Origin of the sequence: Actinomadura sp. WMMB 499, from assembly GCF_008824145.1 — a bacterium.
Taxonomy (GTDB): domain Bacteria; phylum Actinomycetota; class Actinomycetes; order Streptosporangiales; family Streptosporangiaceae; genus Spirillospora.
The window spans coordinates 227,329-240,627 of sequence record NZ_CP044407.1; the positions used below are offsets into that span (position 1 = coordinate 227,329).

Below are 13,299 nucleotides of genomic sequence, written 5' to 3' on the forward strand. Positions count from 1 at the left end.
ATGCTCATCGCGATCATCGCCGCCTGCGAGATCGGCTTCTGGGTCGTCCTCGGCGCCGGCCTCGCCGCCCGCTACCCGCTGCGGCTGCGCCGCCTCGGCGCGCTGCTCCTGCTGTGCGTGCCGCTGATCGACGCCGTGCTGCTCGGCGCGACCGTCCTGGACCTGCGCCGGGGCGCCGAGGCGGGTTTCGCGCACGGCCTGGCGGCCGCCTACCTCGGCTACTCGATCGCCTTCGGGCACAGCATGGTGCGGTGGGCCGACGAACGGTTCGCGCACCGCTTCGCGGGCGGCCCGCCGCCGCGCGGCAAACCGAAGGGCGGCCGGGCCCGCACCCGCTACGAGTGGCGCGAGTTCGGCAAGGCGGCCATCGCCACCGCGATCGCCTGCGGTCTCCTCGTCGGGATGATCGCGCTGGTCGGCGACGCCGGGCGCACCGAGGCGCTCTGGGGGTGGACGGCCCGCCTCGGCGTGGTCCTCGCGATCTGGGCGATCTGGCCCGTCAGCCACACGTTCTGGCCGTCCGAGCCCGCAGTCCCGGAGAAGCCGGCGCGCTGACCCCGCACACCCCGCACGGCCGACCATGGTCACGATCGGCCACACCGAACCCGCCCTCTCTGTCTATGGAGTGCCCTGTAGGTCCCCCTGGTCCTTCCCACTGCCTGTGAACAGGGTGATCGCCGCTATGTACCCCGACTAAGCTGAAGGCATGGGGGCGGATGCGTTCAACAACGAAACCGTGGCCAGGGCGCTAGAGCAGTTGGCCGAGTTTGCTGAGACAAAGGGTTTCACGTTCTCCAAGTTCGAGGCCCGCGGTGACGAGATCGTGATGCTGGCGGGCACCCGGTGGGAGCATGACGCGATCATCGCCCTCATCAGGAGGCAGATCCCTCGTGACATCTTCTGCCAACTGACGAACGTCGATCTCAAGCTGACCAGCGAGCCACGCGAACCCATCCCGAATCTGATCGTCATTCCTGATCCGCTTGCGCCGGGCGCGAAGCCGTGGGCCCACGAGACCGAGCTTCTGGTCGAGGTCGTCTCCCAGCGCAACTACCGCTCGGATTATGAGGGCAAGCGGGAGCGGTACGCGCGATCCGGCGCCCCCCAGTACCTGCTGGTCGATCCACGTGACGGGTTGTGCGTGCTGTACACGGAGCCGATCAAGGCCGAAGGCGCGTACAGGGAAGTGTCCAAGACGGCATTCGGCGAGCCCATCCCCGGGATTTTCTGCATGGACGGCGCCGACCTCGACACCTCGGAGTTCCTCCGGTACACGTGACCGCCGGACGCGCGTGGGCCGCGCCCCGGCTAGGGGCGCGGCCCACGCGCGTCGTACGGGGCTTCGTCAGACGTTGAAGCCGAGGGCGCGGAGCTGGTCGCGGCCCTCTTCGGTGATCTTGTCGGGCCCCCACGGCGGGAGCCACACCCAGTTGATCTTGACGTCCTGCGCCAGGCCGTCCAAGGCGCTGTGCGCCTGGTCCTCGATCACGTCGGTGAGCGGGCAGGCGGCGCTGGTCAGCGTCATGTCCAGGGTGGCGACCCCGGCGTCGAGGTTCACCCCGTACACCAGGCCGAGGTCGACGACGTTGATCCCGAGTTCGGGGTCGACGACGTCCTTCAGGGCCTCGAGGACCTCCTCCTCGGCGGCGGTGCCTGCCACGGCCCCGGTGCCCTCGGGCACCTCGGGCACCTCGGTGCTCTCGGCCGCCGCGGCGGCCTCGGTCGTCTCGGCGGTCTCGCTCATGATGCCTCTCCCAGTGCGCGGGCGGTCGCGTCCTTCCACGCCATCCAGGCGAGAAGGGCGCACTTGATCCGGGCGGGGTACTTCGACACCCCGGCGAAGGCGACGGCGTCCTCGAGGACGTCCTCGTCCGGCTCGACGTCCTGGCCGCGCGACTGCATCAGCGCCAGGAACTCGTCGCCGACCTCCATGGCCTCCTTGACCGACTTGCCGATCAGCAGGTCGGACATCACCGAGGCGCTGGCCTGGCTGATCGAGCAGCCCATGGCGTCGTAGGAGACGTCCGCCACCGTGGCGTCCCGGCCGTCGCCGTCCAGGTGGACGCGCAGCGTCACCTCGTCGCCGCACGTCGGGTTGACGTGGTGCGCCTCACCCTCGTACGGCTCCCGCAACCCCTGGTGGAGGGGGTTGCGGTAATGGTCCAGGATGACCTCCTGGTACATCGCCTCCAGCTGCATGTCGTCCTCTCCAAGCCTTTCCGGCTACAACCGGGTCGGCCGTCAGGCTGTTCCGAAGAACTTCTGCGCGTGCCTTACCCCGTCGGCCAGCGCGTCCACGTCCGCGAGGGTGTTGTACAGGTAGAAGGTCGCACGGGTGGTCGCGGGGATGCCGAACCGGCGGCAGATCGGCCACGCGCAGTGGTGCCCGACGCGGACCTCCACGCCGAGGTCGTCCAGCACCTGGCCGACGTCGTGCGGGTGGATGTCCTCGACCGTGAACGACACGGCGCCGCCGCGCGCCTCGGTGGTGCCGGGGCCGATGATCCGGACGCCGGGGACCTCCGACAGGCGCTCCAGGGAGTAGCCGACGAGGGCCTCCTCGTGCGCGTGGACCCGGTCCATGCCGATGCCGGCGAGGTAGTCGCAGGCGACGCCGAGCCCGATGGCCTGCGCGGTCATCGGGACGCCGGCCTCGAACCGCTGCGGCGGCGGCATGAACGTGCTGGATTCCATCCGCACCAGCTCGATCATGGAGCCGCCGGTGATGAACGGCGGCATCGCCTCGAGGAGCTCGCCGCGGCCCCACAGCACACCGATGCCGGTGGGGCCGAGCATCTTGTGCCCGGAGAAGGCGATGAAGTCGGCACCGAGGGCGGCGACGTCCACCGGCTGGTGCGGAACCGACTGCGCGGCGTCCAGCAGGACGAGCGCGCCGACGGCGTGGGCACGCTCCACGATCCGATCGACCGGCGTGACGGTGCCGAGGACGTTCGACTGGTGCGTCAGCGCGACGATCTTCGTGCGCTCGTTGACCAGGTCGTCCAGATCCGCCAGATCGAGACGTCCCTCGTCGGTGATCCCGAACCAGCGGAGCGTCGCGCCCGTGCGCCGGCACAGCTGCTGCCACGGGACGAGGTTCGCGTGGTGCTCCATCTCGGACACCACGACCTCGTCGCCGGGGCCCACCTTGAAGCGCTCGGCCTCGGGCCCCTCGGTGGCGGCGTTGCTCATCGCGTACGCCACGAGGTTGATCCCCTCGGTGGCGTTCTTGGTGAACACGATCTCGCCGGGCGTGGCGCCGACGAACCGGGCGATGGACGCGCGAGCCTTCTCGTACGCCTCGGTGGCCTCCTCGGCGAGCAGGTGCGCCCCGCGGTGGGGTGCGGCGTTGCGCCGTTCGTAGAACTCCCGCTCGGCGTCCAGCACCGCGACGGGCTTCTGCGAGGTCGCCCCCGAGTCCAGGTAGACCAGGGGACGCCCGCCGCGGACCGTGCGCTGCAGGAGCGGGAAGTCCTTCTTCAGCTCCTCGGGCAGCAGAGTCATGCCGATGCGCCAGCCTTCACGTACTTCTCGTAGCCCTCGTTCTCCAGCTGGTCGGCGAGCTCGGGGCCGCCCTCGGCGACGACGCGGCCGTTCGCGAACACGTGCACGAAGTCGGGCTTCACGTAGCGCAGGATGCGCGTGTAGTGGGTGATCAGGAGGACGCCGGTGCCGGGCGTCGCGGAGAACCGGTTCACGCCCTCCGAGACGACCTTGAGGGCGTCGACGTCGAGGCCGGAGTCGGTCTCGTCCAGCACGGCGATCTTCGGCTTGAGCATCTCCAGCTGGAGGATCTCGTGCCGCTTCTTCTCGCCGCCGGAGAAGCCCTCGTTGAGGGAGCGCTGCGCGAACGCGGGGTCGATGGACAGGCCGTCCATCGCCGCCTTCATCTCCTTGGAGAACTCGCGCAGCTTGGGAGCCTCGCCGCGGACGGCCGTGACGGCCGAGCGCAGGAAGTTCGAGACGGACACGCCCGGCACCTCGACCGGGTACTGCATCGCCAGGAACAGCCCGGCGCGGGCGCGCTCGTCGACGCTCATGGACAGGACGTCCTCGCCGTCGAGCGTCACGGTGCCGCCGGTCACCTCGTACTTGGGGTGCCCGGCGACCGCGTAGGCGAGGGTGGACTTGCCGGAGCCGTTCGGCCCCATCAGCGCGTGGGTCTCGCCGGCCTGCACGGTCAGGTCGACCCCGCGCAGGATCTCCTTGGTCCCGTCGGTGCCTTCGCCGACGGAGACGTGGAGGTCGCGGATCTCAAGCGTGGCCATGGTGGTGTCGTTCCTTAGTCGTCGGAGCCGAGCGAGACGTAGACGTCGCCGTCCTCGACCTTGACCTTGTAGGTGGCGACCGGCTGCGTCGCCGGCGGGTTGGTGGGCTTGCCCGTGCGCAGGTCGAAGCAGGACCCGTGCAGCCAGCACTCGATGGTGCCGTTGTAGATCTCGCCCTCGGAGAGGGAGACCTCCGCGTGCGAGCAGATGTCGTTGACCGCGAACACCTCGTCGCCGCTGCGGGCGATCGCGACGGGCGTGTCGTCGACCTCGACGCCGAGCGCCCCGTCCGCCGGGACGTCGGCCAGCGCGCACACCTTCACGTAGGTCATCGGTCACCGCCCCGCACGTCGAGCTCGGCCTCGATGGCCTGCCGCACCTTGTCGCGCACCTCGTCGACCTCGATGCGCTCGACGAGCTGGCCGAGGAAGCCCCGGACGACCATGCGCCGGGCCTCGTCGAAGGTGATGCCGCGGGCCTGCAGGTAGAACAGGTGCTCGTCGTCGAGGCGTCCGGACGCGGAGGCGTGCCCCGCGCCGGCGACCTCGCCGGTGAGGATCTCGAGGTTCGGCACCGAGTCGACGCGCGTCCCGTCGGTGAGGACGAGGTTGCGGTTCAGCTCGTAGGTGTCGGTGCCCTCGGCCTCGGCGCGGATGATCACGTCGCCGATCCACACCGCGTGCGCGTCCGCGTCCTGCAGCGCGCCGCGGTAGTCGACGCGGCTGCGGCAGTGCGGGACGGCGTGGTCGACCAGCAGCCGGTGCTCCAGGTGCTGTCCGCCGTCGACGAAGTAGACGCCGTACAGCTCGGCGTCGCCGCCGGGCGCCTCGTAGGCGACCGACGGGGAGATCCGCACCACGTCGCCGCCCAGCGAGATGTTGTGGGAGACGAAGCGGGCGTCGCGGCCGAGCCGGGCGTGCTGGTGGGAGACGTGCACGCTGCCGTCGTCCCAGTCCTGCAGGCTGATCACCGAGAGGCGGGCGCCGTCGCCGACGACGAACTCGACGTTGTCGGCGTAGGTCGCCGAGCCGCGGTGCGCGAGCACGACGGTGGCCTCGGCGAACGGCTCCAGGATCACGGTGGTGTGCCCGTAGGCGGCGGCGGAGGCGTCCTCGCCGCGCACCCGCAGGACGGTCGGCGCGGAGGCCACCGCCTCCTTCGGCACGGTGACGACCGTGGCCTGGGCGAACGAGTTCCACGCCTGGGCGGAGACCCGGTCGGCCGGGACGTAGGCCTTGCCGATGCGGGCGTCGTCGCGGCCGACCGTCTCGACGGTCGCCTCGGGCGCCGCCTCGACGTCGACGATGACCTTGCCGCCGTCCTGGGCGGTCCCGTTGTGCAGGCCGTGGAGGCGGCGCAGCGGGGTGAACCGCCACTCCTCCTCGCGGCCGGTGGGCACCTCGAAGTCGCCCAGGTCGTACGACGCCTTCTCGTGCAGCGTCGAGAGAGGCTTCACGTCCAGCCCCATCAGCCGACGGCTCCTTCCATCTGCAGTTCGATGAGCCGGTTCAGCTCGAGGGCGTACTCCATCGGCAGCTCGCGCGCGATGGGCTCGACGAACCCGCGCACGATCATCGCCATGGCCTCGTCCTCGGTGAGACCGCGGCTCATCAGGTAGAACAGCTGGTCCTCCGACACCTTGGAGACGGTCGCCTCGTGGCCCATCTCCACGTCGTCCTCGCGGACGTCCACGTAGGGGTAGGTGTCGGACCGGCTGATCTGGTCGACCAGCAGCGCGTCGCACTTGACGGTCGACTTGCTGTGCTCGGCGCCCTCCTGGATCTGCACCAGGCCCCGGTAGGACGTGCGGCCGCCGGCGCGCGCCACCGACTTGGACACGATGCTGCTGGAGGTGTTGGGCGCGGCGTGCACCATCTTGGCGCCGGCGTCCTGGTGCTGGTCCTCGCCCGCGAAGGCGATCGACAGGGTCTCGCCCTTGGCGTGCTCGCCGAGCAGGTAGACCGCCGGGTACTTCATGGTGACCTTGGAGCCGATGTTGCCGTCGACCCACTCCATGGTGGCGCCCTCGTAGGCGACGGCGCGCTTGGTCACCAGGTTGTAGACGTTGTTCGACCAGTTCTGGATGGTCGTGTAGCGGACGCGCGCGTCCTTCTTCACGACGATCTCGACGACGGCCGAGTGCAGGGAGTCCGACTTGTAGATCGGGGCGGTGCAGCCCTCGACGTAGTGGACGTAGGAGCCCTCGTCGGCGATGATCAGCGTCCGCTCGAACTGGCCCATGTTCTCGGTGTTGATCCGGAAGTAGGCCTGGAGCGGGATCTCGACGTGGACGCCCGGCGGCACGTAGATGAACGAGCCGCCCGACCACACGGCGGTGTTGAGCGCGGCGAACTTGTTGTCGCCGACCGGGATCACGGAGCCGAAGTACTCCTGGAAGATCTCCGGGTGCTCGCGCAGGCCGGTGTCGGTGTCGACGAAGATGACGCCCTTCTCCTCAAGGTCCTCGCGGATCTTGTGGTAGACGACCTCCGACTCGTACTGGGCCGCGACGCCGGCGATGAGGCGCTGCTTCTCCGCCTCCGGGATGCCGAGCTTGTCGTAGGTGTTCTTGATGTCCTCCGGGAGCTCCTCCCAGGAGGCGGCCTGCTGCTCGGTGGAGCGGACGAAGTACTTGATGTTGTCGAAGTCGATGGCCGACAGGTCCGAGCCCCAGGTGGGCATCGGCTTCTTGTCGAACAGCCGCAGCCCCTTGAGGCGCAGGTCGAGCATCCAGTCCGGCTCGTCCTTCTTGCCCGAGATGTCGCGGACGACGTCCTCGTTCAGGCCGCGGCGGGCCGAGGCTCCGGCCTCGTCGGAGTCGGCCCAGCCGAACTTGTACCTGTCGAGCCCTTCCAGCTCAGGGTGGGCTGCCGTAGTCATAGGGGCGTCCTCCCGGACTCCTCGTCACTGGTCAGTGTGCTCGCGGGGGTCTCACCCGCGTCCCCCGGCCCGTCCGGCGCTCCGCCGGCCGGGCCCGTGCCGGCGGCTCCGCCGGCGGCGTCCGCCCCCTCCCCGCGCAGGGAGCGGGAGCTGACGTGGGTGGTGCAGATGCCGTCGCCGTGCGCGATCGTGGCGAGCCGCTGGACGGGGGTGCCCAGCAGCCGGCTGAACGCCTCCGTCTCGGCCTCGCACAGCTGCGGGAACTCCGCCGCCACGTGCGCGACCGGGCAGTGGTGCTGGCACAGCTGCTCGCCGCCCCCGGGCTGGGGGGCCTTCGCGGCGGCCGCCGCGTAGCCGTCGCCCGACAGCGCCTCGGCGAGCGTGCGGACCCGCTGGTGGGGCGGGGCGCCCTGCACGACGGGCCGGTAGCGCCGTTCGAGGTCGGCGACCTGCCGCCGGGCGAACTCGGCGACCGCGTGGGCGCCGGCCGTCTCGGCGAGGAAGCGCAGCGCGCTCGTCGCCAGGTCGTCGTAGGCGTGCACGAACGCGCTCCGCCCCGCCTCGGTGATGGCGAACCACTTGGCGGGCCGGCCGCGGCCGCGCCGCGTCTGCGGCCTGGCCCGGCGAACCTCGATCATGCCCTCGGACAGCAGCGCGTCCAGATGCCGGCGGATGGCGGCCGGTGTGAGACCGACCCGCTCGCCGAGCGCGGACGCGGTGACGGGGCCGTGCTCGAGGATCAGCCGGGCCACCCGGGCGCGGGTGTCGCGCTCGGTCCCGGCCGCGGACGGCACACCGGACGGCCGTGTCACCACGGCTTCCGTGCTCGCCTGATCCTCGCTCACGTTTTTCACAACATCAGTGTGCCGTAATTCCTTCCCGCGAAACACCGGTTCGCCGATGTCGTGGCTCACGCAGGCAAGCCTTACCTAAGCTGTGCGTTCGTCCCGGTTCCGGACCGGGAGGCGCCGCGCGGGAGCACCAGCACCGGGCGCGGCGCGGACCGCACGATCTTGCCGGAGCTCTCCCCCAGGAAGACCTTGCGCAGCGGACCGTGGTGCCCGGACTGGCAGGCCAGAACCTCGCCCGGCAGCATATCCACGGCGGCGAGCGCCTTGCCCACGCTCGCCCCGGTGACCGCCTCGGTGCTCACCTCGATGCTCACCTCCGTGCTCATCTCCGTGCCCGCCCGGACGCCGGCGACGCGGGCGGCGGCGCGGGCGAGGTCCTCCTCGGCCCGCTCCCGCTGCCGCTCCAGCACCTCTCCGGAGTCGCGGAACCGCGCGGCGACCGCGGGCGGCCGCAGCACCAGCGTGAGCAGCCGCATCGGGACGTCCAGGGCCGCGGCCCACCCGGCGGCGGCGTCGACCGGGCCGCCGCCGGCGTCCCGGCGCCGCCAGTACGCGGCGGTGAGCCGGTCCAGCCGCGCGGGCGCCGCCGCGCCGTACCCGCGCGGCGCCAGCAGGACCGGCACCGGCGAGCCGTGCAGGAGCTGGTCGGCGGTGCTGCCGACGGCGATGCGGCCGCGCCGCCCGCGCGGCGCCGAGCCGATCACGACGAGATCGGCGCCGGTCTCCGCGGCGACCTCGATGAGCCCCCGGCCGCTGCCCCGGTGCGCGTGCACCCGCGGTTCGACGTCCGCCGCCGGGACGCCCAGTTCCGCGAGCCGCCGGGCGGACGCCGCGACGACCTCCTCGGCCCGGCTCCGCAGGTAGGCGAGCCACTCGGCGTCCACCGCCCCGGGGCCCCGGGCGGGCCACGGCGGCGGGTGGACGTTCGCCGCGGTCACCGCCGCGCCCGTGCCGCGCGCCACGAGCGCGGCGAGGACGAGCGCGTCGTCGCCGCGCTCGTCCGGGGAGCAGCCCGCCAGGATCCGCCGCCGCCTCACGCGCCCGCCCCGTGGAGGCGCGAGTGGCGGCGCCCGTAGGCGAAGTAGGCGGCGAGCCCGACCAGCCCCCACACCAGGAACACCAGCCACGTGTCCCCGCCGAGCCCCACCATCAGGTACAGGCACAGCGCCACGCCGAGCAGCGGCGTGACCGGGTACAGCGGCGCCCGGAACCCGCGCGGCATGTCCGGACGGGTCCGGCGCAGGACGATCACGCCGACGTTGACGAGCGCGAACGCGAACAGCGTCCCGATGCTGGTGGCGTCCACGAGCCGGCCGAGCGGGACGAACCCGGCGAGGAGCCCGATGAACGTCGCGACGATGAGGGTGTTGGCGACCGGCACCGACCGGTTCGGGCTCACCCGCTGGAACACCGGTGGGACGAGGCCGTCGCGCGACATGGCGAACAGGATGCGGGTCTGCCCGTACATGACGGTGAGGACGACGCTCGCGATCGCGATCACGGCGCCGATCGACAGCAGGGCCGACGGCCACGCGGCGCCGGTGGCCGCGTCCAGCACGTTCGCCAGGGACGCCTCCGAGTCGTCCCCGCCGAACCGCGTCCAGTTCATCGCGCCGACCGCCGCGAGGCCGACCAGCACGTAGACGGCGGTGACGATCGCGAGCGACGCCACGATCGCCAGCGGCAGGTCGCGGCGCGGGTTCCTGGCCTCCTCGCCGGCGGTGGAGGCCGCGTCGAAGCCGATGTAGGAGAAGAACACCTTGGACCCGGCGGCGCTGATCCCGGCCCAGCCCATCGGCGCGAATCCGCTCAGGTTCTCCGACCGGAACGCGGTGAAGGCCACGGCGCAGAAGAACAGCAGCACGCCGATCTTGAGGAACACCATGACGGTGTTGGCGGCGGCGGTCTCGGACGCGCCGCGCAGCAGCAGGAACGCCGCCAGCGCGACGACGGCGATGGCCGGGACGTTGACGATCCCGCCGCCGCCGGGCGGATCCGCGATCGCGGCCGGGATCGTGAACCCGAGCGTGGTGTCGAAGAAGGCGCTCAGGTAGGCGCCCCAGCCGACCGCGACCGCCGACACCGACACCCCGTACTCCAGCAGCAGGCACCAGCCGCACACCCACGCCACCAGCTCGCCCAGCGTCGCGTACGTGTACGAATAGGACGAGCCCGACACCGGGATCGTCCCGGCCAGCTCGGCGTACGACAGCGCCGAGAACAGGGCGGTGACGGCCGCGAGGACGAATGACGCGACCACCGCGGGGCCCGCGAGCGGCACCGCCGACCCGAGCACGACGAAGATGCCGGTGCCGAGGGTGGCGCCCACGCTGAACAGGGTGAGCTGCAGCGGCCCCATCGTCCGGCGCAGCTCCCCGCCCGCGCCGCGCCCGCCCTCGGCGACGATCCGGTCGACCGGCTTGGTCCGCAGCAGGCTCCGCGCGAACCCGCCCGCGCCCGCCGTCCCGCCCGCCCCTCGACCGGGCGCCGGTCCGCCGCCGCCCGCCGAGCGTGCGGTCAAAGCGTGCTCTCCAGCGGCCAGGTGGCGTTCGGCGTGACGATCGTCCCGGCGGTGCCCTCGAGGATCTCCGCGCACTCGTCGAGCAGCCCGATCGCCGCCATGTCGCCCGTGCGCTCGACGAACCGGGCCGCCGCCTCGGCCTTCGGGCCCATCGACCCGGCCGGGAACTCCTCAGCGCGCAGCTCGTGCGGGGTGGTGTGGGTGATCTCCTCCTGCGCGGGCGTCCCGTAGTACCGCAGCACCCGCGGGACGTCGGTGAGGATCAGCAGGGCGTCCGCGTCCAGACTCTCGGCCAGGACCGACGCCGTCAGGTCCTTGTCGACGACCGCCTCGAGGCCCTCCAGCCGTCCCACATCGTTGCGGAACACCGGGACGCCGCCGCCGCCCGCGCACACCACGACGGTCCCGAGCCGCACCAGCTCGCGGATCAGCCGGGTCTCGATGACGCGCTGCGGGCGCGGCGAGGGCACGACGCGCCGCCAGTGCTCCCCGTCCCGCCGGATCGTCCAGCCGTAGTCGGCGGCGAGCTTCTCGGCCTCGTCCCGCTCGTAGACCTGCCCGACGAACTTGGTCGGGTTCTCGAACGCCGGGTCGACGGCGGACACGAGCGTCTGCGTGATCATCGCCATGACCTGGCGGCCCGGCAGCGCGTTCTGCAGCGCCTGCAGGATCCAGTACCCGATCATCCCCTGCGTCTCGGCGCCGACGGTGTCGAGCGGGTAGGGGCGGGTCAGGTTCGGGTCGTTGACGCTCTCCAGCGACAGCACGCCGACCTGCGGGCCGTTCCCGTGCGTGACGATCAGCTCGTGCCGCCGCGCGAGGGGCGCGAGCGCCCGCACCGCCCGGTCCACGTTGGCCCGCTGCGGCCCGTCGTCCGGCGACTCCCCCCGCCCGACCAGCGCGTTCCCGCCCAGCGCGACGACCACCCGCATGATCAGCACCCCCCGACCGCGCGATTCCCGCCGCACCGGCGGGCAAACCCGCCCGGACCCCGGACCGGGCGCGGACCGGTCGGGGGCCGGTCATAAACTCGTGGGCATGGAACCCCCAGGAGGCGGCGCGGTCGAGGTGGAGTCGCTCGTCAAGCGCTACGGCGCGGCGGCGGCCGTGGACGGCCTGTCGCTGCGCGCCGCCCGGGGCGAGGTCACCGCGATGCTCGGCCCCAACGGCGCGGGCAAGACCACCACGATCGAGATCTGCGAGGGGTTCCGCCGGGCCGACGCGGGCACCGTCCGCGTCCTCGGCCTGGACCCCGCCGCCGACGCCCGCGCGCTGAAGCCGCGGGTCGGCGTGATGCCCCAGTCCGGGGGCGTGCCGGGCACCGCGCGGGCCGCCGAGTTCCTGCGGCTCGTCGCGTCCTTCCACACCGCGCCGCTCGACCCGGCCCTCCTGCTGGAGCGGCTCGGGCTAACCGAGCACGCCCGCACCCCGTACCGGCGGATGTCGGGCGGCCAGCAGCAGCGGCTCTCGCTGGCCGTCGCCGTCGTCGGCCGTCCCGAGCTGGTCTTCCTGGACGAGCCCACCACCGGTCTCGACCCGCAGGCGCGGCGCGCGACGTGGGAGCTGATCGGGGAGCTGCGCGCGGCCGGGGTGTCGATCGTGCTCACCACGCACAACATGGACGAGGCGGAGACGCTCGCCGACCACGTCGTGATCGTCGACCACGGCCGGATCGTCGCCGAGGGCGCGCCGGCGACGCTGACCGGCGCGGAACGGCAGCTGCGGTTCCGCGCCAGGCCCGGCCTCGGCCTGGAGGAGCTGCTGTCGGCGCTGCCCGCCGGGTGCGCGGCCAAGGAGTCGCCCGCGGGGCACTACCTGATCGAGGCGGACGTGCGGCCCGAGCTGCTGGCGACGGTCACCGCCTGGTGCGCCTCGCACGGCGTCATGACCGAGGACCTGCGGATCGAGCGGCGCACGCTGGAGGACGTCTTCCTGGAGCTGACCGGACGGGAGCTGCGCGAATGACCATCGGGGAGGCCGGATCGCAGGCCGGTGCGCGGCCGTCCGCCGCGCTGGACCTCACGCCCGCGCCGGGCGCGGTCCCGCTGCCGCGGCTGGTCGCCGCGCAGACCGGCTACGAGCTGCGGGCGATGCTGCGCAACGGCGAGCAGCTGCTGCTCACCATGATCATCCCGGTGGTGCTGCTGGTGCTGTTCAGCGCCACCTCGCTGCTGGACCTCGGTCCGGGGAGCCGCGTCGACTTCCTCACCCCCGGTGTCCTGGCGCTCGCGGTGATGTCCACGGCGTTCACCGGCCAGGCCATCGGAACCGGCTTCGAACGCCGCTACGGGGTGCTGAAACGGCTCGGCGCGACGCCGCTGCCGCGCGCCGGGCTGATCGCCGCCAAGACCCTCTCCGTCCTGGCGGTCGAGGTGATCCAGGCCGCGCTGATCTGCGCGGTCGCGCTCGGGCTCGGCTGGGCACCGCACGGCGACCCGCTCTCGGTCCTGGCGCTGCTGCTGCTCGGCACCGCCGCGTTCAGCGGGTTCGGCCTGCTCATGGCCGGGACGCTGCGCGCCGAGGCGACCCTCGCGGCGGCGAACCTCGTCTACGTCCTGCTGCTGGCCGTCGGCGGGGTCGTGTTCCCGCTGGCGGAGTTCCCCGACGCGGTCCGGAACGCGCTGGAGCTGCTGCCGATCTCGGCGCTGGCCGAGGGGCTGCGGGACGTCCTGCGGGACGGCGCCGCGCTTCCGGGCGGCCCGCTGCTCGTCCTCGCGGCGTGGGCGGTCGCCGGGCTCGCCCTCGCCGCCCGGTTCTTCAGGTGGGAGTGAGTCCGGGA

General features: G+C 72.4%; 15 protein-coding genes. 4 read left to right on the forward strand and 11 right to left on the reverse strand.

Going from position 1 to position 13,299, the window contains the following annotated elements:
* Both F7P10_RS01095 and F7P10_RS01100 read left to right on the forward strand, forming a co-directional pair.
* Complete coding sequence (locus tag F7P10_RS01095; RefSeq protein WP_151007647.1) at positions 1–555, forward strand: hypothetical protein; 555 nt, start codon at positions 1–3, stop codon at positions 553–555.
* Between the two features lie 151 nt (positions 556–706).
* Positions 707–1,279 carry a Uma2 family endonuclease gene (locus F7P10_RS01100; protein ID WP_151007648.1) on the forward strand — a complete coding sequence of 191 codons (573 nt, stop codon included), beginning with the start codon at positions 707–709 and terminating at the stop codon, positions 1,277–1,279.
* A 66-nt stretch (positions 1,280–1,345) separates the two neighbouring features.
* Here F7P10_RS01100 and F7P10_RS01105 read toward each other — a convergent pair whose 3' ends face one another.
* The 11 genes from F7P10_RS01105 to arcC all read right to left on the reverse strand — a co-directional run bounded on the left by F7P10_RS01105 (position 1,346) and on the right by arcC (position 11,452).
* Positions 1,346–1,744: a metal-sulfur cluster assembly factor gene (locus tag F7P10_RS01105; RefSeq protein ID WP_254716343.1), complete on the reverse strand. Its 399-nt coding sequence runs from the start codon at positions 1,742–1,744 to the stop codon at positions 1,346–1,348.
* Positions 1,741–2,199, reverse strand: a complete 459-nt coding sequence (gene sufU / locus F7P10_RS01110; RefSeq protein ID WP_151007649.1) for a Fe-S cluster assembly sulfur transfer protein SufU — start codon at positions 2,197–2,199, stop codon at positions 1,741–1,743. The genes F7P10_RS01105 and sufU overlap by 4 nt, the downstream gene beginning before the upstream one ends.
* A gap of 42 nt (positions 2,200–2,241) precedes the next feature.
* Positions 2,242–3,504, reverse strand: coding sequence for a cysteine desulfurase (locus F7P10_RS01115; protein ID WP_151007650.1), 1,263 nt, complete (start codon positions 3,502–3,504; stop codon positions 2,242–2,244).
* Positions 3,501–4,268 carry a Fe-S cluster assembly ATPase SufC gene (sufC, locus tag F7P10_RS01120; RefSeq protein WP_151007651.1) on the reverse strand — a complete coding sequence of 256 codons (768 nt, stop codon included), beginning with the start codon at positions 4,266–4,268 and terminating at the stop codon, positions 3,501–3,503. The genes F7P10_RS01115 and sufC overlap by 4 nt, the downstream gene beginning before the upstream one ends.
* 14 nt (positions 4,269–4,282) lie before the next feature.
* Positions 4,283–4,600: a non-heme iron oxygenase ferredoxin subunit gene (locus F7P10_RS01125; RefSeq protein ID WP_026406035.1), complete on the reverse strand. Its 318-nt coding sequence runs from the start codon at positions 4,598–4,600 to the stop codon at positions 4,283–4,285.
* A complete protein-coding gene (gene sufD, locus F7P10_RS01130) occupies positions 4,597–5,736 on the reverse strand; it encodes a Fe-S cluster assembly protein SufD (RefSeq protein ID WP_151007652.1) in 1,140 nt (379 codons plus the stop codon). The genes F7P10_RS01125 and sufD overlap by 4 nt, the downstream gene beginning before the upstream one ends.
* Positions 5,736–7,148: a Fe-S cluster assembly protein SufB gene (sufB, locus tag F7P10_RS01135; protein WP_151007653.1), complete on the reverse strand. Its 1,413-nt coding sequence runs from the start codon at positions 7,146–7,148 to the stop codon at positions 5,736–5,738. Before sufB ends, sufD begins: the two co-directional genes overlap by 1 nt.
* Positions 7,145–7,963 carry a metalloregulator ArsR/SmtB family transcription factor gene (locus F7P10_RS01140; RefSeq protein ID WP_254716870.1) on the reverse strand — a complete coding sequence of 273 codons (819 nt, stop codon included), beginning with the start codon at positions 7,961–7,963 and terminating at the stop codon, positions 7,145–7,147. The genes sufB and F7P10_RS01140 overlap by 4 nt, the downstream gene beginning before the upstream one ends.
* Positions 7,964–8,073: 110 nt before the next feature.
* Complete coding sequence (locus F7P10_RS01145; protein WP_151007655.1) at positions 8,074–9,036, reverse strand: universal stress protein; 963 nt, start codon at positions 9,034–9,036, stop codon at positions 8,074–8,076.
* A complete protein-coding gene (locus F7P10_RS01150) occupies positions 9,033–10,433 on the reverse strand; it encodes an amino acid permease (protein ID WP_254716871.1) in 1,401 nt (466 codons plus the stop codon). Before F7P10_RS01150 ends, F7P10_RS01145 begins: the two co-directional genes overlap by 4 nt.
* An 83-nt stretch (positions 10,434–10,516) precedes the next feature.
* Positions 10,517–11,452: a carbamate kinase gene (gene arcC, locus F7P10_RS01155; RefSeq protein ID WP_151007656.1), complete on the reverse strand. Its 936-nt coding sequence runs from the start codon at positions 11,450–11,452 to the stop codon at positions 10,517–10,519.
* A gap of 106 nt (positions 11,453–11,558) precedes the next feature.
* Between arcC and F7P10_RS01160 the strand changes: the two genes are divergently transcribed.
* Positions 11,559–12,485, forward strand: coding sequence for an ABC transporter ATP-binding protein (locus tag F7P10_RS01160; RefSeq protein WP_151007657.1), 927 nt, complete (start codon positions 11,559–11,561; stop codon positions 12,483–12,485).
* Entirely contained in the window at positions 12,482–13,291 is an 810-nt protein-coding gene (locus tag F7P10_RS01165; protein ID WP_151007658.1) for an ABC transporter permease, read from the forward strand. Before F7P10_RS01160 ends, F7P10_RS01165 begins: the two co-directional genes overlap by 4 nt.
* Positions 13,292–13,299 lie beyond the last annotated feature (8 nt).

Excerpts from the sequence above, each read along its gene's own strand:
- F7P10_RS01095 (WP_151007647.1), top strand. The coding sequence starts at position 1 with ATGCTCATCGCGATCATCGCCGCCTGCGAGATCGGCTTCTGGGTCGTC.
- F7P10_RS01100 (WP_151007648.1), top strand. The coding sequence starts at position 707 with ATGGGGGCGGATGCGTTCAACAACGAAACCGTGGCCAGGGCGCTAGAG.
- F7P10_RS01105 (WP_254716343.1), bottom strand. The coding sequence starts at position 1,744 with ATGAGCGAGACCGCCGAGACGACCGAGGCCGCCGCGGCGGCCGAGAGC.
- sufU (WP_151007649.1), bottom strand. The coding sequence starts at position 2,199 with ATGCAGCTGGAGGCGATGTACCAGGAGGTCATCCTGGACCATTACCGC.
- F7P10_RS01115 (WP_151007650.1), bottom strand. The coding sequence starts at position 3,504 with ATGACTCTGCTGCCCGAGGAGCTGAAGAAGGACTTCCCGCTCCTGCAG.
- sufC (WP_151007651.1), bottom strand. The coding sequence starts at position 4,268 with ATGGCCACGCTTGAGATCCGCGACCTCCACGTCTCCGTCGGCGAAGGC.
- F7P10_RS01125 (WP_026406035.1), bottom strand. The coding sequence starts at position 4,600 with ATGACCTACGTGAAGGTGTGCGCGCTGGCCGACGTCCCGGCGGACGGG.
- sufD (WP_151007652.1), bottom strand. The coding sequence starts at position 5,736 with ATGGGGCTGGACGTGAAGCCTCTCTCGACGCTGCACGAGAAGGCGTCG.
- sufB (WP_151007653.1), bottom strand. The coding sequence starts at position 7,148 with ATGACTACGGCAGCCCACCCTGAGCTGGAAGGGCTCGACAGGTACAAG.
- arcC (WP_151007656.1), bottom strand. The coding sequence starts at position 11,452 with ATGCGGGTGGTCGTCGCGCTGGGCGGGAACGCGCTGGTCGGGCGGGGG.
- F7P10_RS01160 (WP_151007657.1), top strand. The coding sequence starts at position 11,559 with ATGGAACCCCCAGGAGGCGGCGCGGTCGAGGTGGAGTCGCTCGTCAAG.
- F7P10_RS01165 (WP_151007658.1), top strand. The coding sequence starts at position 12,482 with ATGACCATCGGGGAGGCCGGATCGCAGGCCGGTGCGCGGCCGTCCGCC.